The 22,833-nt window shown below is 68.6% G+C and carries 23 protein-coding genes; 20 read left to right on the top strand and 3 right to left on the bottom strand.

Annotated elements, in window-relative coordinates; all coding sequences use genetic code 11:
- From AB1634_07785 to AB1634_07830, 10 genes are all read left to right on the top strand, one after another.
- Nucleotides 1–338, top strand: a 338-nt coding sequence (locus tag AB1634_07785; GenBank protein MEW6219419.1) for a hypothetical protein, incomplete at its 5' end; no start/stop codon positions are given.
- Nucleotides 339–340: 2 nt separating this feature from the next.
- Nucleotides 341–1,504 carry an MlaE family lipid ABC transporter permease subunit gene (locus AB1634_07790; GenBank protein ID MEW6219420.1) on the top strand — a complete coding sequence of 388 codons (1,164 nt, stop codon included), beginning with the start codon at nucleotides 341–343 and terminating at the stop codon, nucleotides 1,502–1,504.
- A gap of 2 nt (nucleotides 1,505–1,506) precedes the next feature.
- Nucleotides 1,507–2,130, top strand: a complete 624-nt coding sequence (locus AB1634_07795) for a four helix bundle suffix domain-containing protein (protein MEW6219421.1) — start codon at nucleotides 1,507–1,509, stop codon at nucleotides 2,128–2,130.
- A 6-nt stretch (nucleotides 2,131–2,136) separates the two neighbouring features.
- On the top strand, nucleotides 2,137–2,904 hold the full coding sequence (locus AB1634_07800; GenBank protein ID MEW6219422.1) for an ATP-binding cassette domain-containing protein: 768 nt from the start codon (nucleotides 2,137–2,139) through the stop codon (nucleotides 2,902–2,904).
- 7 nt (nucleotides 2,905–2,911) lie between these two features.
- Nucleotides 2,912–3,925 (top strand): MlaD family protein, encoded by a 1,014-nt coding sequence (locus tag AB1634_07805; GenBank protein ID MEW6219423.1) that lies wholly within the window; start codon nucleotides 2,912–2,914, stop codon nucleotides 3,923–3,925.
- The gene (locus AB1634_07810; protein MEW6219424.1) at nucleotides 3,922–4,563 is read left to right on the top strand and encodes an ABC-type transport auxiliary lipoprotein family protein; all 642 of its coding nucleotides are present in this window, start codon (nucleotides 3,922–3,924) and stop codon (nucleotides 4,561–4,563) included. The genes AB1634_07805 and AB1634_07810 overlap by 4 nt, the downstream gene beginning before the upstream one ends.
- 89 nt (nucleotides 4,564–4,652) lie before the next feature.
- The gene (locus AB1634_07815) at nucleotides 4,653–5,540 is read left to right on the top strand and encodes a M23 family metallopeptidase (protein ID MEW6219425.1); all 888 of its coding nucleotides are present in this window, start codon (nucleotides 4,653–4,655) and stop codon (nucleotides 5,538–5,540) included.
- The gene (locus AB1634_07820) at nucleotides 5,537–5,956 is read left to right on the top strand and encodes a polymer-forming cytoskeletal protein (GenBank protein MEW6219426.1); all 420 of its coding nucleotides are present in this window, start codon (nucleotides 5,537–5,539) and stop codon (nucleotides 5,954–5,956) included. The genes AB1634_07815 and AB1634_07820 overlap by 4 nt, the downstream gene beginning before the upstream one ends.
- Nucleotides 5,957–6,111: 155 nt before the next feature.
- Complete coding sequence (locus AB1634_07825) at nucleotides 6,112–7,854, top strand: FAD-dependent oxidoreductase (GenBank protein ID MEW6219427.1); 1,743 nt, start codon at nucleotides 6,112–6,114, stop codon at nucleotides 7,852–7,854.
- A 20-nt stretch (nucleotides 7,855–7,874) separates the two neighbouring features.
- The gene (locus tag AB1634_07830) at nucleotides 7,875–8,663 is read left to right on the top strand and encodes a sulfite exporter TauE/SafE family protein (GenBank protein MEW6219428.1); all 789 of its coding nucleotides are present in this window, start codon (nucleotides 7,875–7,877) and stop codon (nucleotides 8,661–8,663) included.
- Nucleotides 8,664–8,737: 74 nt separating this feature from the next.
- On the opposite strand, the gene AB1634_07835 is transcribed toward AB1634_07830, so the two are convergent.
- Both AB1634_07835 and AB1634_07840 read right to left on the bottom strand, forming a co-directional pair.
- Entirely contained in the window at nucleotides 8,738–9,274 is a 537-nt protein-coding gene (locus AB1634_07835; GenBank protein ID MEW6219429.1) for a hypothetical protein, read from the bottom strand.
- Between the two features lie 77 nt (nucleotides 9,275–9,351).
- The gene (locus AB1634_07840; protein ID MEW6219430.1) at nucleotides 9,352–10,818 is read right to left on the bottom strand and encodes a radical SAM protein; all 1,467 of its coding nucleotides are present in this window, start codon (nucleotides 10,816–10,818) and stop codon (nucleotides 9,352–9,354) included.
- Nucleotides 10,819–11,111: 293 nt separating this feature from the next.
- On the opposite strand from AB1634_07840, the gene AB1634_07845 reads away from it, so the two are divergent.
- From AB1634_07845 to AB1634_07885, 9 genes are all read left to right on the top strand, one after another.
- Nucleotides 11,112–11,594, top strand: coding sequence for a MarR family transcriptional regulator (locus tag AB1634_07845; GenBank protein ID MEW6219431.1), 483 nt, complete (start codon nucleotides 11,112–11,114; stop codon nucleotides 11,592–11,594).
- Between the two features lie 86 nt (nucleotides 11,595–11,680).
- A complete protein-coding gene (locus tag AB1634_07850) occupies nucleotides 11,681–12,166 on the top strand; it encodes a DsrE/DsrF/DrsH-like family protein (GenBank protein ID MEW6219432.1) in 486 nt (161 codons plus the stop codon).
- 31 nt (nucleotides 12,167–12,197) lie between these two features.
- Nucleotides 12,198–12,434 carry a sulfurtransferase TusA family protein gene (locus AB1634_07855; GenBank protein MEW6219433.1) on the top strand — a complete coding sequence of 79 codons (237 nt, stop codon included), beginning with the start codon at nucleotides 12,198–12,200 and terminating at the stop codon, nucleotides 12,432–12,434.
- Between the two features lie 62 nt (nucleotides 12,435–12,496).
- Entirely contained in the window at nucleotides 12,497–13,750 is a 1,254-nt protein-coding gene (locus tag AB1634_07860; GenBank protein ID MEW6219434.1) for an outer membrane protein transport protein, read from the top strand.
- A 127-nt stretch (nucleotides 13,751–13,877) separates the two neighbouring features.
- Entirely contained in the window at nucleotides 13,878–14,450 is a 573-nt protein-coding gene (locus AB1634_07865) for a 4Fe-4S binding protein (GenBank protein MEW6219435.1), read from the top strand.
- On the top strand, nucleotides 14,447–14,860 hold the full coding sequence (locus tag AB1634_07870) for a 4Fe-4S dicluster domain-containing protein (GenBank protein ID MEW6219436.1): 414 nt from the start codon (nucleotides 14,447–14,449) through the stop codon (nucleotides 14,858–14,860). The genes AB1634_07865 and AB1634_07870 overlap by 4 nt, the downstream gene beginning before the upstream one ends.
- Nucleotides 14,861–15,101: 241 nt before the next feature.
- The gene (locus AB1634_07875; protein ID MEW6219437.1) at nucleotides 15,102–19,376 is read left to right on the top strand and encodes an acyl-CoA dehydratase activase; all 4,275 of its coding nucleotides are present in this window, start codon (nucleotides 15,102–15,104) and stop codon (nucleotides 19,374–19,376) included.
- A 36-nt stretch (nucleotides 19,377–19,412) separates the two neighbouring features.
- On the top strand, nucleotides 19,413–20,162 hold the full coding sequence (locus AB1634_07880) for a hypothetical protein (GenBank protein ID MEW6219438.1): 750 nt from the start codon (nucleotides 19,413–19,415) through the stop codon (nucleotides 20,160–20,162).
- Between the two features lie 37 nt (nucleotides 20,163–20,199).
- Nucleotides 20,200–20,688, top strand: a complete 489-nt coding sequence (locus tag AB1634_07885) for an LEA type 2 family protein (protein ID MEW6219439.1) — start codon at nucleotides 20,200–20,202, stop codon at nucleotides 20,686–20,688.
- Nucleotides 20,689–20,701: 13 nt separating this feature from the next.
- Here the strand turns inward: AB1634_07885 and AB1634_07890 are convergent, their stop codons facing one another.
- Complete coding sequence (locus AB1634_07890; protein MEW6219440.1) at nucleotides 20,702–21,505, bottom strand: glycosyltransferase family 2 protein; 804 nt, start codon at nucleotides 21,503–21,505, stop codon at nucleotides 20,702–20,704.
- A gap of 208 nt (nucleotides 21,506–21,713) precedes the next feature.
- Between AB1634_07890 and glf the strand changes: the two genes are divergently transcribed.
- Complete coding sequence (gene glf / locus AB1634_07895) at nucleotides 21,714–22,811, top strand: UDP-galactopyranose mutase (GenBank protein MEW6219441.1); 1,098 nt, start codon at nucleotides 21,714–21,716, stop codon at nucleotides 22,809–22,811.
- The last annotated feature ends 22 nt before the right edge of the window (nucleotides 22,812–22,833 follow it).

Here is a 22,833-nt window from a genome sequence, read left to right on the forward strand (position 1 = left end):
CGTATTCCGGCATCCTGCTGCTGGATCCGGAGCTGCGGGTGGTGGCTGCCGCCTCCCGGGGCAGCGCCGAAGGCGACCAGGGCGTGCTCGGCACCAGTTACAGCGGCGTCACCTTCCACCAGGCCAGCGGCTCCAGCCACCGGGTTCTCACCCCCTACCGGGTGGACCGGCGGCATCCCACCGGTAGCCGGGGGCTGGAGATCGCCCTGCCCCTGGGGGGAGGCAGCGCCCCCCAGGGCTGGCTGCTCTTCCAGCTGGACCAGGGGGGGCTCCTGGAGCGGTTCAACCTGGACGAGGCGGGCCTGCTCGGCCTGCGGTTCCCCAACCCCGGGTCATGAGCGTGACGGACGAGGTCCAGGCCACCCCCCCGTCGACGGGGATGGCCTCCGTGGCCCTGCACCGGCAGGCAGGCGGCGTCTCCACCCTGGAACTGGCCGGCCCCCTGGACCGGACCACCGCCGCCGCCCTGGTGCGGGAGGTGGGCCAGCTGCTGGCCGAGCATCGGCCCGCCACCCTGCTGGTGGACATGGCCAGGATCACCGCCCTGGACGACTTTGGGGTGCTGGTGCTCCTGGAGGCCCAGGCGATCATGGCCGAGCGCCGTCGGCCGTTTGCCCTGGTGGGCCTTAAGCCCGAGCACCAGGAGCTGCTGGGCCTGGTGCGCTTCGAGGAGCTGACCGGCATACGTCCCGCCAGCCGGGCCGCCGGGGTCCAGCCCCTCACCCTCCTGGGCGAGGTGACCATCCGGCAGGCCGAGGCCATCCGGGAGGCGATCACCTTTGTCGGCAGCCTGATCCTGGCCATGGCCGGGCTGCTGCGCCGGCCCCGGGGCCTGCGCCTCGATGAGGTCTGGGGCGTCATGGAGCGCACCGGCGTCCAGGCCCTGCCCATCGTCGGTCTCATCAGCTTCCTTCTGGGCCTGATCATGGCCTTCATGTCAGCGGTGCAGCTGCAGCAGTTCGGCGCCAACGTCTACGTGGCCTCCCTGGTCAGCCTGGCCATGACCCGGGAGCTGGGGCCGATCATGACCGCCATTCTGGTGGCCGGCCGCTCCGGCTCCGCCTATGCCGCCGAGATCGCCACCATGAAGATCTCGGAGGAGGTGGACGCCCTCGTCACCATGGGCCTGGATCCGGTGCTCTTCCTGGCGGTGCCCCGGCTTCTGGCCACCGTGGCGGTGGTGCCTTTCCTGACCCTGTTCTCGGACGTGGTGGCGATTGCCGGCGGCCTGGTGGTGGGGATCTTCGGTCTGGATCTGACCGTAAGCGCCTATCTGGCCCAGACCGCCAAAACCCTCACCGTCTTCGACGTCTTCTGGGGGGCCGGCAAGTCCATGATCTTTGCAGTGATGATCGCCGGCATCGGCTGCCTGCGGGGCTTCCAGGCCCGGGGCGGGCCGGCGGCGGTCGGCCAGGCCACCACCTCGTCGGTGGTCACCGGCATCTTTCTCATCATCGTCTGGGACTCGCTGTTCGCGGTGATCCTGCGGTATTGGCGGGCGTAGCCATGGTCGGGTCCGAGCCCCTCATTCCGCGGCATGGCGGCTTTCGCCGGCTCAAGAGCTTCCAGCTGGCGAGACTGATCTATGATCTCACGGTGCGCTTCTGCGACCTGTATGTGGACCGGCGGAGCCGAACCCGGGACCAGATGGTGCAGGCGGCCCGGAGCGGGGTGCAGAACATCGCCGAAGGCAGCCAAGCCTCAGGGACCTCGAAGAAGAGCGAGCTTAAGCTGACCGGCGTTGCCCGGGCCAGCCTGGAGGAGCTGCGCCTGGACTACGAAGACTTCCTGCGGCAGCGTGACCTTCCCCAGTGGCCGCCGAGCCATCCGGCCCTGCGGCGCTTCAAGGCCCGGCGCTGCGCCACCCTGGAGGAGGTGCGCGCCTGGCTGGCAGAAGAGCATGGCATCCATGGACAGACACGGACGGACATGGACGAGCACGGACCATCGACTCCGGCCGCCCTGGTGGCCAACGCGGCTCTGTCCTTGTTGAATCTCTGCTGCCATCTTCTGGACCGCCAGCTGGCGGCCCAGGCCCAGGCCTTCGAGGCCGAGGGTGGCTTCTCCGAGCGCATGTACCGGCACCGGCAGCAGCATCGCCAGCCCTCGCCGGTCCGTGGCCGTCGGTGACCGTCCGTGTCTGTCGGTGTCCACGGCCCACCCATCATCCAGGTGGAAGACCTGGTGGCCGGCTATGGCGAGACGGTCATCCTTGACCGCATCAGCTTCGAGGTGTACGAAGGGGAGATCTTCGTCATCCTGGGCGGCAGTGGCTGCGGCAAGAGCACGTTGTTGCGGCACCTGGTGGGCCTGCAGCCGCCCCTGGCCGGCCGAATCCGCATCGCAGATGAAGTTGTTGATCCCAACGATGAGGCGGGCTACCAGCGGATCCTGGCCTCCATCGGCATCCTCTATCAGAGTGGCGCCCTGTTCGGCTCCATGACCGTGGCCGAGAACGTGGCGCTGCCGATCCGGGAGTACACCAGCCTGCCGCCCCGGGCGGTGGCCAACCTGGTGCGGCTGAAGCTGGGGCTGGTGGGGCTGGCCGGCTACGAGGGCCACTACCCGTCCCAGCTGTCCGGCGGCATGCGGAAAAGGGCCGGTCTGGCCCGGGCCATGGCCTTGAACCCCAGGATCCTCTTTTTCGATGAGCCGTCGGCGGGACTGGATCCGGTGACCTCCGCAGAGCTCGACGAGCTCATCCTCGATCTCAATCGCCGCCTGGGCACCACCATGGTGCTGGTCACCCACGAGCTGGCCAGCATCTTCGCGGTGGGCCAGAGGGTGATCATGCTGGACCGGCAAAGCCGGGGCATCATCGCCACCGGCGTCCCCGAGGAGCTGCGGCGGCATTCCCCGAACCCGCAGGTACGGCGCTTCTTCGACCGCCAACCGGCGTCCTAGGATCCCCATGGCCTCGCCCCGCGCCAAATTCACGGTGGGACTCTTCATGGCCGGTGGCACCGCCATCGCCCTCTTGGCCCTGGTCTGGCTCGGCATGAGCCGCTTTCTGGAGCAGGGCCGCCGCTTTGTCACCTACTTCAACGAGTCGGTGCAGGGGCTGGATGTGGACTCGCCGGTCAAGTACCGGGGGGTGCCCATCGGCCGGGTGGAGCGCATCGATGTGGCGCCGGACTCCCGTCTGGTGCAGGTGGTCATGGCCATCCGCGCCGAGCATCAGGTGGGGGAGGATGCCATCGCCCAGCTCAAGGTGGTGGGGATCACCGGCAGCATGTTCATCGAGATGGACCGGCTGCGGCCGGGTGACCTGGACCGCTCGCCGGGCCTGAGCTTTCCCACCGACTATCCGGTCATCCCCTCCAAGCCCTCGGACATCCGGCAGCTCTTGAGCGGCATCGACGAGGCCCTGCAGCAGATCCAGGCCCTGGACCTGCCGGGGCTGTCTGCCAGCCTCAAGGAGACCCTGGCCGGCCTGAACGCGACCATGGCCGCTGCCGATGTGGCCTCCATATCCGGGGATCTGCGCCGGGTGCTGGCCTCCCTGGGCACCGCCCTGGACCCCGAGCGCCTGGACCGGCTGGTCGCCTCCCTGGAGGGGCTGCTGGCCGAGGCCCGGGGTGCCGCTGCCGGGATCGGCTCCACGGCCCAGCGGGCTGGCACCCTCATCACCCGGGAGGAGCCGGCCCTCCGGGCCGTCCTGGATGAGCTCACGACCACCCTGGCGGGGACCCGGGAGCTCGTGGCCAGAGGCAGCGGCCTCTTGGACAGCACCGACCGGCGCCTTTCGACCCTGGAGCGGCAGATCGTCAGCACCGGCCGCCGCCTGGACCAGGCAGCGGCCAACCTGGATCGGCTGCTGGACACGGTGCAGGACCGGCCGTCCCGCCTGCTCTTCGACCATCCGCCCGCGCCCCGCGAGCAGGAGCGCCCGCGTCTTTCGCCCGGCAAGGAGTCTGCACCATGACGGCCCGCCCCCCTGTCCCTGCCGCTGCCTGGATCCTGGCCCTGGCCCTTCTTGGTGCGGCCGGCTGTGCCGGCCCGGCGGCGCTTCCGCCGGAGGTCGTGCATCTGGGTCTGGAATACCCGTCCCCGGGCCCGGCGCCGGGCCTGGCCATTCCGGTGGTCTTGGGGGTGCGGCAGCTGGCCGCGGTGCCGCCGTTCGACACCGACCGGCTTCTGTTCCGGGAACAGGCCTTTCGCCTGGAGGCCTACTTCTACCACCGCTGGCAGGCTGACCCCGGCCAGCTCGTCACCACCGCCCTGGTCCGGGAGCTGCGGGGCCGGCAGCGGCTGGCCGGGGTGGTCACCGAGGACAGCGCCGTGCAGCCGCGGCTCTGGCTGGAAGGCTCTGTTGAGGAGTTCGTGCACTGGCACGGCGCCGATGGCTGGGAGGCGGTGGTGGCCGTCCATCTGCTCCTGATGGACCGGGAGGCGCCGGCCACCCAGCCGCCGGTTTTGTGGCGCCGGGGCTACCAGGCCCGCCGGCCCTGTGCCAGCCCCCATCCGGAGGATGCGGCGGCGGCCATGAGTGCGGCCTTGGCGGAGCTGGCCAGCCGGGTGGCCGGTGATCTGGAGGCGCAGCTGGCTGGCGCACGGCCCTGAGCAGCGGGCATTTTCTCCTGGCGCCGCAGGCCGTTTTCAGGTACTAGTCCAAAGATTGTGCCCCCTGCCAACCCCAGCACGGTGGACCCATGAAGCCACGCTTGCACATCGTGATCACGGGCGAGACCGGCGCCACCCGGGCCTTTGTCGTCTCCAAGACCCGGTTGAAGACCACGCTGCTGCTCGCGGCCTCCCTGTTCGTGGGCCTGGCCGTCGGCACCGCCGTCTCCTTCACCTATTTCGTGGACAACCTGGTGCTGGTCACCAGCCGGGACAGCCTCAAGGACAACCTGGAGACCACCCAGGTCATCAACCAGCGCCTCCAGGACCGGATCCGCACCCAGGAGGCGAGCCGGGAGGAGCAGCTGCAGACGGCCCTGGCCGAGCTGGCGGAGCGCAGCCGGCGCATCGAGGCGGTGCTCAGCTCGGTGGGGGTGGAGCTGCCGGTGCACGAGGATGCGGCCAGCGCCGGCGGCCCCTTTGCCGCCCCAAGCCAGGAGGCCGTTTCCGAGATCACCTTCAAGGTCGACTCCTACCTGGACGCCGTGTCCGCCGTGCCCCTGGGCGCCCCGGTCACTGGCACCCTCTCCTCTGCCTTCGGCCGCCGGCGGGATCCGGTGAACAACCGGCCGGCCTTCCATGGCGGTATCGACATCCGCCAGCAGTACGGCACCCCGGTGACCGCCACCGCCAACGGCCGGGTACGGGACACTGGCTATTCCGGGGCCTTCGGCAACTACGTCGAGATCGAGCACGGCAACGGCTTCGTCACCTACTTCTACCATTTGAAGAAGGCCCTGGTGCCCCGGGATGCGGTGGTGGAGCGGGGCCAGGTCGTGGGCCTTCTGGGCAGCTCCGGCCGCAGCACCGGCCCCCACCTGCACTACGCCATCCATTTCCAGGATCAGCCCCTGGACCCCATGCGCTTCGTGCAGGTGGCCGGCCAGGGGCGACCGGTGGAGGAGGGCCTGCCATGAGCTGGTTCGGCAAGAGCAAGGACAGCACCGCCCACGCCATCACGTGCATCATCGGCAAGGACATGACCCTGACCGGTGATGCCACCTTCAAGGGGAAGCTCCGCTTTGACGGCCGCATCGAGGGTGACATCCGCGGCGAATACCTGATCGTCGGCGAGACTGGCGTGGTGCACGGGGATATCCACGCGGCCCAGGTCCTGTGCCAGGGCCGGGTGGAGGGCAACCTCCGGGCCGCCAAGCTGGTGGTCATGAAGGGGGCGGTCATCCAGGGTCGCGTCGAGACCAGCGACCTGTCGGTGGAGCCCGGGGCGGTGATCAACGGCGAGGTCCGCTCCCGGCAGCCCGATCTGCGGCTGGTGACCGGGGACGACCAGGGCCAGGAGACCGGAGCCAGCGAGCGGGCGGACCGCGCCTAGCCCAGGCCTGACCCGGGGCCAGCCTCACTCCCTGTTCGCGGCTCGGGCCGCCAGTGCCCCTGCCGCATCCACCGTCCTGCATCCTTTTTCGCCGGCCTGCCACGAACAGCCCGCGCCGCCGGCCATCACGCCCAGCACCCTTACGGATCCCGACCATGGACAAGCAACGCGTTCTGATCATCGGCGCCGTGGCCCTCGGCCCCAAGGTGGCCTGTCGTCTGAAGCGCCTGCGGCCGGACGATGACGTGCTCATGATCGACCAGGACGAGCTCATCTCCTATGGCGGCTGCGGCATCCCCTATTTCATCTCCGGGGATGTCTCGGACGTCCAGGCCCTCATGAGCACCAGCTTCCATATGCCGCGCACCCCGAAGTTCTTTGCCGAGGCCAAGGGGGTGCGGGTCATGAACCTGACCCGGGCCCTGGCCATCGACCGGGCGGCCCGGACGGTGCGGGTGCGCCATCTGGACAGCGGTAGCGAGGAGGAGCTGCCCTACGACCGGCTGGTGCTGGCCACCGGTGCCCGGCCCCGGCGGCTGGCCATCCCGGGCATCGACCTGCCCGGGGTGCGGGGGGTGGCCAACATCCACGATGCCGTGGCCATCAAAGAGCGGATGGCCAAAGGCGAGGTGGGGCGGGTGGTCGTCATCGGCGCCGGAGCCATCGGCTGCGAGATGGCCGAGGCCTTCACCGATCTCTGGGGCATCGAGACCACCCTGGTGGAGGTGGCACCGTCGGTGCTGCCGGGCATCCTCGATCCGTCCCTGGGCCGCATGGTGCGGCGCCATCTGGAGGAGAAGGGGGTGACGGTGAGGACCGGCGAGACGGTGCAGGAGATCCGGCCGGGCGCCGGCGGAGCCGGTCTGGTGGTGGCCACGGGCTGCCGGGAGCTGGCGGCGGATCTCGTGCTCACGGCGGTGGGCGTGGTGCCCAACGGCGAGCTGGCCGCAGCCGCCGGTCTTACCGTCTCCCCCCGGGGGGCGGTGATGGTCAATGCCCGACTGGAGACCTCGGACCCGAGGATCTTTGCCGGCGGCGACTGCATCGAGGTGCAGCACCTCATCTCCGGCCGGCCCTTCCACTTCCCCCAGGGCTCCCTGGCCAACCGCCAGGGCCGGATCATCGGCACCAATCTGGCCGGCGGTCACGCCACCTTCCCGGGCTCCACCGGCGCCTTCTGCCTGCGGGTCTTCGACATGGCGGTGGCCTCGGCGGGGCTGTCTTTTCCCCAGGCCCGGCAGGCCGGCTTCGATGCCGTGAAGGCCCTGGTCATCCAGGCGGACCGGGCCCATTTCTTCCCGGGCATGGATCTCATGTCCCTGCAGCTGGTGGTGGACAAAAAGAGCCGCCGGGTGCTGGGGGTGCAGGGTGTCTCCGGCAACGGCGACGCCCTCACCGGCCGCATCGACGCCATCGCCGCCCTCCTGCCCCACCGGCCGACGGTGGAGGACCTCTCCAACCTGGAGGTAGCGTATTCCCCGCCCTATGCCTCGGCCATGGACATCGTCAACGCGGTGGCCAACACCGCCGAGAACATCCTGGACGGCCTCAACCGCACCGCTGAGGTGGAGGAGCTCGAGGAGCTGTTCATCCGGCAGGCGGACCCGGAGGTCCTTTGTCTGGATGTGCGGGGCCCGGCCAACGCCGCCCCTTTCGTGGCCCGCTTCGGGGCGCGCTGGCAGAACATCCCCCAGGAGACCCTGCACGAGCGCCTGCACGAGATCCCCCGGGACAAGAAGCTGTTCGTGGTCTGCAACTCCGGGGTCCGCTCCTACGAGGCCCTGCGCCAGCTGGACCATGCCGGCCTGGGCGAGCGGGCGGTGAACCTCCAGGGGGGCGTGGCGGCCTTGAAGAAGAGCGGCGCCCTGGATGCCGAGCCCGAGGCCGCTGGCAGCTGAGGGGCCGTGGCCGCAACGCAATGCTCCTTTCCCTTCTGGCCTATCTGGTGGCCGGGGCGGTGGCCGGGGTCCTGGCCGGCCTCCTGGGGGTGGGCGGCGGCCTAGTGATCGTGCCCATGCTGGTCTGGTGCTTCGGCGTCCAGGGCCTGCCTGTTGCAGCCATCATGCACCTGGCCCTGGGCACCTCCCTGGCCTCCATCGTCTTCACCTCGGTGTCCAGCTTCCGGGCCCACCACCGCCGGGGCGCCGTGCAGTGGCCGGTGGTGCGCCGGATCACCCCCGGCATCCTCCTGGGCACCTTCCTGGGCTCCGGGGTGGCGGCCCGCCTGCCCACCGGCTTTCTCAAGGTCTTCTTCGCCCTGTTCCTGTTCTGGGTCGCGGCCCAGATGCTTTTCGACCGGCGGCCGCAGCCCTCCCGGCAGCTGCCGGGGGTCCTGAGCATGGCGGCGGTCGGTGGCGGCATCGGCGTCATCTCCAGCCTGGTGGGCATCGGCGGCGGCACCATGTCGGTCCCGTTCATGGTCTGGTGCAACCTGCCGTTGCATCAGGCCATCGGCACCTCGGCGGCCATCGGCTTTCCCATCGCGGTGGCCGGGGCCCTGGGCTACCTGGTGAACGGCCTGGGGCAGCCGGGCTTGCCGCCTGAGACCCTCGGCTTCCTGTACCTGCCCGCCCTGGCCGGCATTGTCGTGGCCTCGGTGCTCACTGCCCCCTTGGGCGCCCACCTGGCGCATCGCCTGCCGGTACACCCTTTGAAGAGGATCTTTGCCGTCCTGCTTCTTCTGGTGGGCATCCGCATGCTGCTCTAGGCGTTATCCTTGAAAATCCTCCGGTGACATGAGGATTTTCAAGGAAGCCGATGGCTCCACCGCCGAAGACCATATTACTCCTGTGCCTTCTTGCGCAGCCGCCCCGCGATGACGCCGGCCACCCCGGTACCGAGCAGAATCAGGCTGCCAGGTATGGCCGGGGCCACCATATCGGTGTCACAGCCTCCGGAGCAGCCCTGATCCCCGGCCCCGCACGGGGTGTCGCCGGTGTCGCAGCCATCGCAGAAAACCTCGCAGGCGCTGTCACAGGTGCCGCAGGCATCGAGCTGGATCTCACAGGCGCTGTCACAGGTGGCGCAGATATCCGCGACCATGTCGCAGGCCGTGTCGCAGGGCAGGTCACAGGAGTCGCAGAGATCGCCCACCAGTTCGCAGCCGGTCTCGCAGCTGGAGCAGACGTCGCCCACGATTTCGCACACGCGGTCGCAGGCCTGGCAGATGTCGGCGCCCAGGTCGCAGGCCCGGTCGCACGGGTCGCAGGTGGCGTCGGTCAGGTGGCCCGGATCCACTGAATAGGCATGGGCATCGAGATTGAGCAGCCTGAAATGGCTCAGGCCCAGGCAGGCGGTGACGAGGCCGGCCTTCTTCATGAAGGCCCGCCGGCACAGGCGGCCTTGGCATAAGCCTTGACCTGTCGCGACTGGCAGTGATTTTTTGTCGTCTTCTGTCATCGCGCTTCCCTCCCAAGCTTGTTGTCCACTTGTGAATGACGCCGGCCCGGCCGCTTCGGCCGAACTCTGCCGCCTCCCGCCACCTCCGCCAGATACCAGGGATAGCGCCGCCGGATGACGTCATAGAGCCACATGCCCTGTTCGTACCAGGTGCGCAAGGAGGCGCAGAGCCAGTCCGAAGGCGAATGCCCCTGGCCGTCGGCCTGGGTGACGTGCCAGGGACAGACGCGCTGGCAGAGCTTCACGGCCCAGCAGGTGTCACACCGGTCCCGGCTCTGGAAATAGGTCTTGAAGTAGGCGGCCAGGCGTGATCGATCCAGGCCCTGTCGCACATCGCCGATGCGGTAGCGCTCCTCGCCCACGTAGCGATGGCAGGGATAGAGGCTGCCGTCCACCCCTGCCGTGAGGGTTCCCCGCCCGACGCCGCAAGGCAGGCGCGGATGCGCCCGGGTGTGGATGGCTCGCACCGCCTTGGCCCAGGGATCGAAACGGACCTTGCGCCCCTGGGCCAGCTGGTCGAGCAGCCGGTCCATGAAGAAATCATCCTGCCGGCGGAGGTAGTCGTTCTCCTGCGGCCCGATGTCGAAAGGCCAATGCTCACGGGCCCTGCCCCAGCTGGGGGTGATGGTGACCTTGCGGAACCCGATCTCCTCCAGGGCCTGGACGATGCGCAGCTGGTTCAGGCAGAGGTTGGAGAGGGTGCAGCGAGCGTTGACCGATCTGCCCCGCGCCAGGAGGCCCCGGACATTCCGGACCGCTGTATCGAAGGAGCCGGCGCCGTCCGCAAAGGGGCGGGCCCGGTCGTGGACGTCCCGGGGGCCGTCCATGCTGACCATGATGCCGAACCGGTGTGCCAGCATGAAGTCCAGAAGCTCCCCGGAAAGGAGCGTGGCGTTGGTGGTGACGGAATACCCCACCTTCCGTCCGGCGGCTGCGGCGACCTTCTGGCTGTAAGCCACCACGAAGCGGATGACCGCCTGGTTGAGCAGGGGCTCGCCGCCGAAAAAGGTGATGCCGATCCTGTCCTTGCTGCTGTGGGCGAACAGGAAATCCACTGCTTGCCGGGCGGTCTCTTCGGACATGAGGCCGTTGGCCAGCGCGCCGTTGGCCGCGATGTAACAGTAGCGGCAGCGCAGGTTGCAGGCCTGGGCGACGCTTAAGGTCAGACTGTTGATGCTGCCGGGCAGCAGCCGGTCAACGTACTGCACATCATCCCGGTGGTCAGGGATCTCGATGGGACCGGTCAGGATCCCCTGGCTCCGCAAGAGATCCAGCTCGTGCCTGGCTTCCCGGGCGCCGGTTCCGCCGCTGGCCGGGGCCGGGCCGTCATCCGGAGCCTCTGCGGCCAGGAGGGCAAAGGCGGCGTCGTCCAGCCTGAGCACGAGACCGGTACGGATGTCGAAGGCAAAAGGCTGCCCCCGGCAGTGGAAGAGATGGTAGGGCGGCAGAGGCAGGGTCTTCATCCGGCGGGATTCCCACAAACGCGCTGCAGGAAAGGGCGGCCCGCCGACCAAGGTGGGGCGTGTCGCCCCGGGTGACCTGGAGCCGAGGCACCCGGTCTCGGGTGGCGCGCGGCAGTTTCCTCCAGCGGCGTCCCCCGTTGCGGGCATCATAGGGGAAGGGGGCGCGGGATTGCAAGCGGCCGAGCTGGAATCCCGAGCCCGAGCTGCCCGTTGGATCGGGACTGGCCATTTGTTCACACTGTTCACTTTTCCCCTTGACAGCCAAGCTATGGTCACGTAGGATGGTTCATAACATGAACCAAACGATTGGTCCTGCTCCCGACAACCGACCCCAGATCCAGCGCCTGCGCCGGCTCATTGCCGAGATCCACTATTGCTGCCGCAACCGCCTGGCCGAGGAGGCCCGGCGCTTCGAGCTGACCCCGGCCGAGGTGCGCTGCCTGCTCCTCTTTGAGCGCCACCGCTACATCACCGGCCTCGAGGTGGCGGACCTCCTGGAGGTGGCCAAGAGCCGGGCCACGGTCATCATCGATGGCCTGGAGGTCAAGGACCTGGTGAAACGGTTGCCGGATCCCACCGATGCCCGGGTGAAGCTGGTCTGCCTCACCCCGGCCGGCCAGCAGAAGATGCGGGAGCTGGACGAGTTCATCCTCGGCCTCCACGGCCGGCTGATGGAGCAGATCGACCCGGCGCAGCGGCCCATGGTGCTGGCGGCCCTGGAGATCCTCCATATCTCCATGGAGACCATGAAGCGCCAGCTGGCCGCTGGCGGGTAAGGGTCTTTTTTTTGTACAAAAAGTTCATAGACTGAACCAGTAACCCTGTGAACCATCTTCCCCAGCCCCAGACGGAGGACAGCACCATGAGCGAGACGACCAAGAAGAAGCGGGTGGCGATCATCGCCTCGAAAGGCACCCTGGACATGGCGTATCCCCCCCTCATCATCGCCTCCACGGCCGCGGCCATGGATGCCGAGGTGGCCATCTTCTTCACCCTCTACGGCGTCGATATCGTCAACAAGAACAAGTACGCCAACCTGCAGATCGCGCCCATCGCCAACCCGGCCATGCCGTCGCCGGTGCCCTTCCCCAACATCCTGGGCATGCTGCCGGGCATGACCGCCATGGGCACCATGATGATGAAGTCCATGATCGGCAAGATCAAATGGCCCTCGATCCCGGAGCTGGTGGAGGCCTGCGTCGCGTCCGACGTGCGACTCATCGCCTGCACCCCGACCCTGGAGATGACCGGTGTCCGCAAGGAGGACCTGGTGGCCGGCACCGAGGTGGCCGGCGCCGCCGACTTCCTGGACTTTGCCCTGGACGCCAACATGAGCCTGTTCGTCTGATCCCCCACACCTGTTTGAAGGAGGAAGCACCATGAGCGCCATCACCCCTGATTCCGTTGTCGACCTCAAGGGCCTCAGCTGCCCGATGCCCGTGCTGCGCACCAAGAAGGCCCTGGACGGCGTGGCCTCCGGCAAGGTCCTGCGGGTGGACCTCACCGATGCCGGCTCCAAGACCGATCTGCCGGCCATGATCAAGCGCACCGGCAATGAGCTGCTGGACACCGAGGAGGCAGGCGGCGTATACACCTTCTATATCCGCAAGAAGTGAGGTCACCCCGCCATTGTGCCGGCGGCCCGTCAACCATGGAGACTGGAGAAGGAGGAGACGCTGTGAAAAAGAGTGTGCTGCTCGCGACCGCCCTGGGCCTGGCCTGCCTGGGTGGCACTTCGGCCCAGGCCACCAACGGTGACAACCTGATGGGCATCGGCCCCATCGCCCGCTCCATGGGCGGGGTGGGCGTGGCCGCGCCCCAGGATGCCATCAGCGCCGTCTTCGCCAACCCCGCCGCCATGTGCTTCAGCCCCTATTGTCCGGGCTCGGAGTTCAACTTCGCCGGTACGGTCTTCGTGCCGACGTCGCATGCCAGAAGCAGCTCCACCTTTCCCCCTCTTGCCGTGCCGCCTTCGGCCGGCGGCGTGCAGGGCAGCGGCAAGAGCGAGGCGGATCCCTACGTCATCCCGGCCATCGGTTTTTCGGTGCCGGTGAACCCCACTTGGCGTTTCGGCCTGGCCGCCTACGGCGTCTCGGGCCTGGGGGTCGACTACCGCAACCAGACAGAGCTGCCCAATCCGATCTATACCGAGTACCAAGTCATGAAGTTCGCCCCCAACCTGGCGGTGATGGTGAACCAGAGCCTGTCGCTGGGGGCGAGCCTGCACGTGGACTATGCCAACCTTGATCTGGCGGCCGGCGGCTCCCATGGCTACACCGCCGGCCTGCAGCTCGGCGGCATTTACAAAATTGGCGATTTCCGGCTTGGCGCCTCCTATGTCATGGCCCAGAAGGTCACCCACGAACGGGTCTTCGACTTCGACGCCAACGGTGTTCTGGACGATCTTGACCTGGAGCAGCCCCAGACGCTCTCCTTCGGGGTCGCGTACAACCCGGATCCGGTGTTCCTGGTGGAGGTGGACGCCAAGTGGCTCAACTGGTCGGATGCCGACGGCTATTCCGACTTCGACTGGTCCGACCAGTGGGTCTTCGCCCTGGGCGTTCAGTACAAGCCGATCGACAAGCTGTCCTTGCGGGCCGGCGTCAACTATGGCGAAAATCCGGTGAACGAGCACCAGGGCTGGAACGCCCTGGCCGCAGCACCGCCAGTCCAGGGCCTAAACGTCTTCGGTGGTCAGTTCGCCTACGAGTACTTCCGTCTGATTGGCTTTCCGGCCGTGGTCGAAACCCACATCGGCCTTGGTATCGGCTACGAAGTCACCGAGGCCTTGTCCCTGAACCTCGGCTACACCCATGCCTTCGAGAATACGGTCAGTGAGACCGGCTACTTTGGCGGGCCGCCGGCTGACGTCACCCTGGAGTCGGACCTCGCCGAGGACTCCTACGAGTTCTCGGTCTCCTGGCGTTTCTAGGCTTCCTGTCCCTTAGCCCTCCCCGGCGGGTGGCGCCTGTTCTGGGCCACCCGCTTTTTTTTGCCCTCGTCCTCACCTCTTGACTCTGGTCAAGGAGGCGGCCGCCGGGGCATGCTACCCTGGCAGCATGAGCCGCCAAGCCGATACCCGCCTCTGGGCCGACCGTCACCTCACCCGCCTGCGCCGCCTGGTCCAGACCGGCTTTGCCCTGGTCTGCCTGTACAGCGGCTGGCGCTTCGTGCAATTCCTGGACTGGGCCCGGGGGGAGTCGGCGGCCTTTGTGCCCCGGCCGCCGGCGGTGGAGGGATTTTTGCCCATCAGCGCCCTGGTGGCAGCCAAGCAGCTCCTTCTTGCCGGCATCTATGACCGGGTGCATCCGGCGGGGCTCACCATCTTCCTGGCGGCCATTGCCATCGCGCTCGTTGCCCGCAAGGGCTTTTGCGGCTGGATCTGCCCGGTGGGCTTCTTCTCCCACCTGCTGGAAGCCGCCGGCCGGCGGTTGGGGATCCTGGTGCGGCTGCCAGGCTGGCTCGATCAGCTCCTGACCGTGCCCAAGTATCTGCTCTTCGCCTTCTTTGCCTTGATCATCCTCTGGCAGATGGATCTGGCCGCCATCCAGGCCTTCCTGGCCACCTCCTACAATCTGGTGGTGGATGCCAAGATGCTGGACTTCTTCATCGCCCCTTCCCGTCCCTGGTGATCCCCAACCTCTGGTGCCGGTTCCTTTGCCCCTACGGCGCCCTCCTGGGCCTGGTCGCTCTGGCCAGCCCCCTGGCGGTGCACCGGCGCCCGGCGGCCTGCATCGGCTGCGGCCGCTGCGACCGGCACTGTCCGGCCGGCATCCGGGTCTCGGCCAAGGAGCGGGTGACAAGCCCGGAGTGCATCGGCTGCCTGACCTGTACCGCCGTTTGCCCGGCCAAGGACTGTCTGACCGTGGCCGCACCCGGCCAGCGGCAGCTGCCGGCCCTGGCCCTGCCGGCGGCGGTCCTCGGGATCTTCCTCCTCTTCTGGGCGGCCGCCAACCTCAGCGGCCATTGGCACACCGAGGTGCCACTGGCCACCCTGAAGGCCCTCTACGCCCAGGATCTGAAGGGCCTGGCCCATCCCTGAAAAGACGGCGGGGTGCGGCGCGGGCGATCGGACCAGTCAGACGGGTCCGACCCGTCCGACCGGTCGAGCTGCCGGCCTCCGTCACGGGAGGCGGGCGGCCTGCCTCTCCGGATTGTGCCCCTGCCTTCGCCCCGGAAAAAGGGGCTTTGCCGACCGCTACCTTTGTGATAGGTTTCCCGCACGGCCGGCGCCTGCCGGCGGTACGGTCATTCCCAGAAACCAGGAGGCAAAAACAGGAGCCATGGACGCGCTGGGCATCTGTCTGGGCGCCTCGACCATCGGTCTCGTGCGCCTCACCCGGTCCACAGCCGGCCCGGAGATCCTCTGGTCCCGGACCCAGGCCCACGAGGGCAACGCCCGCCGGGCCCTCCTGGCCATGCTGGCCGAGATCCCGGATCTGGCCCGGCTGCGCATCGCCGCCACGGGTCGCAAGTTCCGACATTATGTGGCCCTGGCCACCATCTCCGAGCCGGAGGCGGTGGAGCTGGCCACCGCCTTTCTCTTGCCCGCCGGCCACCCGTACCGCACGGTGGTCAGTGCCGGCGGCGAGACCTTCATGGTCTACCAGCTGGACGAATCCGGCCGGGTGCAGGCCATCCATACCGGCAACAAGTGCGCCTCCGGCACCGGCGAGTTCCTGCTGCAGCAGCTGGGCCGTATGAACATCACCCTCGCCGAGGTGGCGGCCATGGCCATCCCGGAGGAGGTGCACAAGGTCTCTGGCCGCTGCTCGGTGTTCTGCAAGAGCGACTGCACCCACGCCCTCAACAAGGGGGTGCCCAAGCCGCAGGTGGTGGCCGGCCTCACCAGGATGCTGGCCGGCAAGATCCTGGAGCTTCTGCGGAAGGCCCCCCACCAGTCGGTGCTGCTGGCCGGCGGCTGCAGCCGCAACCAGACCCTGCTTCACTATCTGCGCCAGGAGATTCCGGATCTCCTGGTGCCGGCGGAGGCCCCGGTCTTCGAGGCCCTGGGAGCCGGGCTGTGGGCCCTGGCCAACGAGGCGCCGGCCTTTCCCGGCCTCGATGGGGTGCTGGTGGAGCGGGGCACCAGCTTCTCCTTCCTGCGGCCCCTGGCGGAATTCCAGGAGCAGGTGAGCTTCCAGAGCCATCCCTGGGCCGAAGCCGCGGCCGGTGACGAGACGGTGCTCGGTCTCGACGTGGGCTCCACCACCACCAAGGGGGTGATCCTGCGGCGAGCCGACAAGGCGATCCTGGCCGCCGACTACCTGCGCACCAACGGCGACCCGGTGGGCGCCTCGCGCCAGGTCTACGCCAGCCTCGCCCGGCAGCTGGCGGCGCCGGTGCGCATCGTCGGCCTGGGCGTTACCGGCTCCGGCCGTCAGATCGCCGGGCTCCATGCCATGACCGGCGGGGTGATCAACGAGATCATCGCCCATGCCACGGCAGCGGTGCATTTCGATCCCGAGGTGGACACCATCTTCGAGATCGGCGGCCAGGATGCCAAGTACACCTACATCACCAACGGGGTGCCCAGCGACTATGCCATGAACGAGGCCTGCTCCGCCGGCACCGGCTCCTTTCTCGAGGAGGCGGCCAAGGAGAGCCTGGGCATCCCGGTGGCGGACATCGGCCCCCGGGCCCTGGCAGGAGCCCGGCCCCCCAACTTCAACGACCAGTGCGCCGCCTTCATCGGCTCGGACATCAAGGGTGCGGTGCAGGAGGGCATCGCCACCGACGATATCCTGGCCGGCCTCGTCTACTCCATTTGCATGAACTACACCAACCGGGTGAAGGGCAACCGGCCGGTGGGCAACAAGGTCTTCATGCAGGGCGGCGTCTGCTACAACCCGGCCATCCCGGTGGCCATGGCGGCGCTGACCGGCAAGAGGATGGTGGTGCCGCCGGATCCCGGCCTCATGGGCGCCTTCGGCGTCGCCCTGGTGGTGAGCCACCGCCTGGACCAGGGACTCTTGGCCCCGGGGACCTTCGATCTTGCCCGGCTGGCAGCCCGGGAGGTGAGCCACAAGAAGAGCTTCCGCTGCACCGGCGGCAAGGAGCGCTGCGACCGGGGCTGCGAGATCGCTCGCATCGCCATCGAGGGCCGGATCTACCCCTTCGGCGGCATCTGCAACCGCTACGACAACCTCATCCACCGGCGGAAGGTCGACACCGCCGGCCTGGACCTGGTGCAGGCCCGGCAGCGGCGGGTGTTCCGGGACCTGGCGCCGGCGAGCCCGGAGGACCGGCGGCCGGCGGTGGGCATGAACCGCTCCTTTCTGGTCAACACCTATTTTCCCCTGTGGAACGCCTTCTTCGCCGGCCTGGGCTACCGGCTGCTGCTGCCGGAGCGGCCGGTGGCGGCCGGCATCGACCGCAAGGGTGCGCCGTTCTGCTATCCGGTGGAGCTGGCCCACGGCCAGATGGCCGATCTGGTGGCCCGGCAGCCGGACATCCTCTTCCTGCCCCATGTGAAGGGCCTGCCCCGGGAGGAAGGGGGATCCTCCTGCACCTGCGTCTTTGTGCAGGCCGAGGGCAGCTATCTGGCCGCCGCCTTCCCGGAGCTGGCTGGCATCCGCACCCTGTCCGGCTGCTTCGATTTTGCGGCTGGCATCGAGGCCAGCCGGGAGGCCTTCTTCGGGGTGGCCCGGGAGCTGGGGGCGGACCGCCGCGGGGCGGAGGCGGCCCTGGCCGCCGGCATCGCCGCCCAGGAGGCCTTGCGCCAGGATCTGAAGCGGCTGGGCGCCGAGGCCCTGGCCGCCCTGGAGGGCAGCCCGGACGCCACGGCGGTGGTTCTGTTCGGGCGGCCCTACAACGCCTTCGCGCCGGAGGCCAACAAGGGCATCCCGGCCAAGCTCGCCTCCCGGGGTGTGCGCATCATCCCCTTCGACTGCCTGCCCTTCGAGACCGAGGCCCTGGCGCCGGAGATGAACATGTACTGGGCCCTGGGCCGGATGCTCCTGCAGACCGCCCAGCTGGTGCGGCGCCACCCGCAGCTCTTTGCCACCTACATCACCAACTTCTCCTGCGGCCCGGATTCCTTCCTGTTGTCCTACTTCCGGGACGTCCAGGGCGACAAGCCCAGCCTGACCCTGGAGCTGGACAGCCACACCGCCGACGCCGGTCTCGAGACCCGCATCGAGGCCTTTCTCGACATCGTCGCCTCCTACCGGCAGCTGACCAGGGAGCGACCGGCCAGCGCCGGCCGCCGCGCCTTCGCCCCCTCCCGGGTGGACTACCGGGATGGCCAGGCGGGGGTGACGGATGCCGCCGGCCGCTGGCTGCCTTTGCGGGACGAGCGGATCAAGGTGCTGGTGCCGGCCATGGGCCGCTACGGCACGCCGCTGCTCACCCGGGCCTTTGCCCGGGTGGGGGTCCGTTCCGAGGCCCTGCCGCCGGCCGACGATGAGATCCTGAAGCTGGGCCGGGGCAATTCCTCCTGCAAGGAGTGTCTGCCCCTCCAGACCACCGTCGGCTCCATGCTCCACTACCTCACCAACGGCCGGCCGGAGGACGAGGTCACCGCCTACTTCATGCCCTCGGCAGAGGGGCCCTGCCGCTTCGGCCAGTACCACGTCTTCTCCCAGCGGGTCATCGCCCGCCAGCGCATCCCCAACGCCGCGGTCCTGGCCCTCAACTCCCTGAACGGCTACGGCGGGCTGGGCGACCGCTTCACGCTCGCCGCCTGGCGGGGGGTGATCATCGGCGATCTTTTTGACGAGATGTGGTCCACGGTGCTGGCCGGCGCCGCCGACCGGCAGCAAGGCCTCACCGTGCTGGAGGCGGAATTCGCCCGGGTGCTGGCGGTGATCGACCAGGACTGGCGGGCCATCGCCGGCCAGCTCAAGGCGAGTGCCAGGGCCCTGGCCGCCATCCCGCTCTCCCGGCCCTATGCCGAGATCCCCAAGGTATCCCTCATTGGCGAGATCTATGTCCGCCACGATCCCATCGCCCTGCAGCGTCTGGTGGAGCGTCTGGCCGACCGGGGGATCATCGTCCGTACCGCGCCGAACAGCGAATGGATCAAGTACGTGGACTGGCTGGTGAAGACCGGCGTCGAGGGGGAGCGGGACCTGGGCTTCTGGCTGCGGCATTACGTCAAGCGCTTCTTCGACCACCGCATCCGGCGCCTCCTGGCCCCGGCGGGGCTCTTCTTCGACGAGAGCGTCCAGCCCCAGGACCTCGTCCGCCTGGGCGAGGCCTTCATCCCCCGCCAACTCACCGGCGAGGCCATCCTGACGGTGGGCTCCGCCTTCCACGAGATTCTGCACCCGGCCTGCGGCATCATCTCCATCGGGCCCTTCGGCTGCATGCCCACCCGGGTGGCGGAGTCGATCCTCTCCGAACAGTTCACCACCAGCCGCACCCGGCAGCTCCTTGCCGCCTGCGGCCACCGGCCCCACGGCGCCCGGGCGGTCGTGCTGGCCCAGGAGCGCAAGCTGCCGTTTCTGGCCATCGAGACCGATGGCAACGCCTTCCCGCAGCTCATCGAGGCCCGCCTGGAGGCCTTCAGTCTCCAGGCCAAGAGGCTCAATGACCAGCTCCTGGCGGCGAGCTGAGCCGTCTTCTTCCCTCTTCTGCCCACGAGGAATGCCATGAGCGAACCGCTGCGCCGTGCTGGCACCGTGCTCCTTCTGATCATCATCCTGGCCGGCTCCGGCTGCGCCACCCATGGGGAGCGGGTGGCGCCGGTGCCCCTGCCGGCCGCCCGGACCGAGCACGTCAATCTCGACGGGGTGCGCCTCCTGGCCCGGGCCTATCTGGAGCCGGAAGCCGCGGCGGCGGCCTTCGGCTTCACGGTCCGGGAGGCCGGGCTGCTGCCCGTGCAGGTGGTGATCGACAACCAGGGGCCGGGGGCTACCGTGGTGGATCCGGCCCAGACCTTTCTGGTGGATGCCCAGGGCCAGGCCTGGCCCTTGTTGTCATCCACCCAGGCTTACGAGCGAGCCAAACGGCACGTGGAGATCGGAGAGACCGCCAAGGGCACGCTGAAGCCGGCGGTGCTGCTGGGCGCGGCCGGGGCTCTGGCCGGTTTTGCGGTCGGGATCGTCACCGGCGAGAATGCGGGCGAGGCGGCGGGGAAGGGGGCGGTGATCGGCGCCGCCGCCGGTGCCCTGGCCGGGGGCGGTGCCAGCTATGCCAGCCACGGCGAAAAGGTGCGCCACGACCTGGCCAACCGGGCTTTGGAGAACAGGGCGGTCCAGAAGGGCGACCTGGCCCACGGCTTCCTGTTCTTCCCCGGCACCGCCCAGGAGGCGGTCTCGGTCCTGGAGCTGCGACTGGCGGTCCAGATCAGCGGCGAGCGGCGGGTGGCCATCCTGCCCCTCGCCAGCCGGGAGCCCTGACAATGCCCACCCTGGTCTTTTCGGTGAGCTCCCGGTCATGACCGGCCAGCTCGGCCGCCCCCGGCGCCGCCCCCGGTGGCCATTCCTCCTGGCGCTGGCCCTCCTGGCAGGCTGCGCCAGCCTGCGGCTCGAGCCGCCCCAGGTCAATCTCCTGAGCCTGGCGGTGGAAGACGTCACCTTGAGCCACATCAACCTCACCGCCCAGCTCCGCTTCTACAACCCGAACCCGGAGCCCCTGACCATCACCGAGGTCCGCTACCAGCTGGAGCTGGCGGACGAGATCGTGGCCGAGGGCCGCTCCCGCCTGCCGGTCACCGTGGCGGGCGGGGAGACCGGCACCACCGAACTGCGCCTGTCCAGCGCCTACTGGGACCTCTTTGCCACCTTGCAGGCCCTGCCGGCCGCCGGCCAGGAGGTCCGCTACCGGATCTCCGGCTCGGTGCAGGTGGATGCCGGCGGCCTGTGGGACGAGCGCTTCCCCTTCCAGCGGCAGGGGCTCATCCCCCTGCACCCGCCGCCTCCCTGAGGCAGGGCGAGGCTCAGGTCTGTCGGCCGAGGGGGCGCCGCAGCCGGCCGCCCAGGTAGTACTTGGCCAGGAAGCGCAGGATGGAGCGGAGGTGGATGAGAAGGGTCCGGGACAGCACCGAGCGCCTCTCCCGCTCCAGGAAGTGGATGATCTCGGCCTGGGGGATGTAGAGGACAGAAAAGCCCTGGCGCCAGGCGGCCAGGCACAAGTCCATGTCCTCATAGAGGTAGAAGTAGCCCTCGTCGAAGAGGCCGATCCTGGCCAGGGCGTCCCGGCGGATGATGAGGCAGGCGCCGTACATCCAGTCCACCGGCCGCAGGGAGGCGTGGTCCCACTCCTCCATGGTGTAGTCCTTGACGAGGCGGCTGTTGGGGAAGTAGTCCCGCAAAAAGGTGCCCTCGATGAGGATGTTCAAGGGCGAGGGGAAGGGCCGGCAGGAGAGCTGCAGCCGGCGATCCCGGTAGAGCAGCTTGGGACCGCCGATGGCGGCCTCCGGATGCTGGTCCATGACCTCGATGAGGGTGTCCACCGCGCCCGGCAGGACCAGGGTGTCCACATCGAGGATGAGGACGTAGCGGCCCTGGGCCATGCGCAGGATCTGGTTGCGGGCTGGCGCCACCCCGCGGTTCGCGGGGTTTTTCACCAGCCGCACCCAGGGGTAGCGGCCCTCGATGAGCCCAACGGTGCCGTCCGTCGAGCCGTTGTCCACCACGATGGTCTCGCCGGGCCGGGTGCCGCGGTGCGCGGCGATGGAGTCCAAGAGGGGGCCGATGAGGGCATGCGAATTCCAGGTCAGGATGCCGATGGTATAATCCATGGGATGAAGGCTCCGGAGAAGGGGAGGGCTGGAGGACGCGCAGCCTATCGTCCATGGGACGAAGGCTCCGAAAACGGGGATGGCTGCAGGTCATGCGTCCCATAGGACCTGTCGTCCGTGGGCTCCGCCAAGGGGAATACAGGGCTGCGCCGCGCGCATTATAGCCCATGCGCGGCGCGTACCGAAGGGCATTTGAGGACCGCCAGGCATGTTCGACTACTGCATCGTGGGCGCGGGGCTGGCCGGCTGTGTTCTCGCCGAGCGGCTGGCCTCCCAGGCCGGCCGGCGGGTGCTGGTCGTGGAGCGGCGCGACCACATCGGCGGCAACTGCTTCGACTACTACGACGAGGCTGGCATCCTGGTCCACAAGTACGGGCCACACTACTTCCGCACCAACCGCCGGCACGTCTTCGCCTATCTGTCCCAGTTCACCGACTGGCACTACGTCTACTACCGGATCCGGGTGATGGTGGACGGCCGCCTGGTGCCGCTGCCCATCAACCTCGATACCGTGAATGAGCTGTACGGCTCCTCCTGGGACAGCGAGGCGTGCCAGGCCTTCTTCGCCCGCACCCGGGCAACGATCCCGCAGCCGGCCAACTCCGAGGAGGTGATCCTGGCCAAGGTCGGCCGGGACCTCTACGAGAAGATCTACGAGGCCTATACCGTCAAGCAGTGGGGGCTGTCGCCCCGGGAGCTGGACCCGTCGGTGTGCGCCCGCATCCCGGTGCGCTTCAACCGGGACGACCGCTACTTCACCGACCGCTACCAGGCCATGCCGAAAGACGGCTACCACCGCCTGTTCGCCCGCCTGCTCGCCCACCCGAAGATCCACCTTCTCCTCAAGACCGACTGGCACGAGATCCGGCAGGCGATTCCCTTCGGCAAGCTCATCTACACCGGCCCCATCGACGCCTTCTTCGACCACTGCTACGGCCGGCTGCCATACCGGTCCTTGCGCTTCGAGCACGAAACCCTGGATCAGGAGGTCTTTCAGCCGGTCTCCCAGGTGAACTATCCGGTAGACTATGACTTCACCCGTATCGTCGAGATCAAGCACGTCACCGGCCAGCGCCACCCCAAGACCACCATTGTCCGGGAGTACCCGGAGGCCGACGGCGAGCCGTACTATCCCGTCCCCCGGCCGGAGAGCCAGGCGCTGCTGGAGCAGTATCTGGCCGCGGCCCGGCCGACCGGGGTCCATTTCATCGGCCGCCTGGCCCAGTACCGCTACCTGAACATGGACGAGGTGGTGGACGAGGCCCTGGCTTTGTTCGAGCGGCTCGCCGCCGCGGAGGTGGAATAGGATGAAGAGGACCTCATCCGAT

The organism is Thermodesulfobacteriota bacterium (genome assembly GCA_040755095.1).
Lineage (GTDB): Bacteria > Desulfobacterota > Desulfobulbia > Desulfobulbales > JBFMBH01 > JBFMBH01.

What these genes read in the sequence shown, in the direction of transcription:
- AB1634_07795 (MEW6219421.1), top strand. Translation starts at nt 1,507, where the DNA reads ATGGTCGGGTCCGAGCCCCTCATTCCGCGGCATGGCGGCTTTCGCCGG.
- AB1634_07805 (MEW6219423.1), top strand. Translation starts at nt 2,912, where the DNA reads ATGGCCTCGCCCCGCGCCAAATTCACGGTGGGACTCTTCATGGCCGGT.
- AB1634_07810 (MEW6219424.1), top strand. Translation starts at nt 3,922, where the DNA reads ATGACGGCCCGCCCCCCTGTCCCTGCCGCTGCCTGGATCCTGGCCCTG.
- AB1634_07815 (MEW6219425.1), top strand. Translation starts at nt 4,653, where the DNA reads ATGAAGCCACGCTTGCACATCGTGATCACGGGCGAGACCGGCGCCACC.
- AB1634_07820 (MEW6219426.1), top strand. Translation starts at nt 5,537, where the DNA reads ATGAGCTGGTTCGGCAAGAGCAAGGACAGCACCGCCCACGCCATCACG.
- AB1634_07825 (MEW6219427.1), top strand. Translation starts at nt 6,112, where the DNA reads ATGGACAAGCAACGCGTTCTGATCATCGGCGCCGTGGCCCTCGGCCCC.
- AB1634_07830 (MEW6219428.1), top strand. Translation starts at nt 7,875, where the DNA reads ATGCTCCTTTCCCTTCTGGCCTATCTGGTGGCCGGGGCGGTGGCCGGG.
- AB1634_07835 (MEW6219429.1), bottom strand. Translation starts at nt 9,274, where the DNA reads ATGAAGAAGGCCGGCCTCGTCACCGCCTGCCTGGGCCTGAGCCATTTC.
- AB1634_07840 (MEW6219430.1), bottom strand. Translation starts at nt 10,818, where the DNA reads ATGAAGACCCTGCCTCTGCCGCCCTACCATCTCTTCCACTGCCGGGGG.
- AB1634_07845 (MEW6219431.1), top strand. Translation starts at nt 11,112, where the DNA reads ATGAACCAAACGATTGGTCCTGCTCCCGACAACCGACCCCAGATCCAG.
- AB1634_07850 (MEW6219432.1), top strand. Translation starts at nt 11,681, where the DNA reads ATGAGCGAGACGACCAAGAAGAAGCGGGTGGCGATCATCGCCTCGAAA.
- AB1634_07855 (MEW6219433.1), top strand. Translation starts at nt 12,198, where the DNA reads ATGAGCGCCATCACCCCTGATTCCGTTGTCGACCTCAAGGGCCTCAGC.
- AB1634_07865 (MEW6219435.1), top strand. Translation starts at nt 13,878, where the DNA reads ATGAGCCGCCAAGCCGATACCCGCCTCTGGGCCGACCGTCACCTCACC.
- AB1634_07875 (MEW6219437.1), top strand. Translation starts at nt 15,102, where the DNA reads ATGGACGCGCTGGGCATCTGTCTGGGCGCCTCGACCATCGGTCTCGTG.
- AB1634_07880 (MEW6219438.1), top strand. Translation starts at nt 19,413, where the DNA reads ATGAGCGAACCGCTGCGCCGTGCTGGCACCGTGCTCCTTCTGATCATC.
- AB1634_07885 (MEW6219439.1), top strand. Translation starts at nt 20,200, where the DNA reads ATGACCGGCCAGCTCGGCCGCCCCCGGCGCCGCCCCCGGTGGCCATTC.
- AB1634_07890 (MEW6219440.1), bottom strand. Translation starts at nt 21,505, where the DNA reads ATGGATTATACCATCGGCATCCTGACCTGGAATTCGCATGCCCTCATC.
- glf (MEW6219441.1), top strand. Translation starts at nt 21,714, where the DNA reads ATGTTCGACTACTGCATCGTGGGCGCGGGGCTGGCCGGCTGTGTTCTC.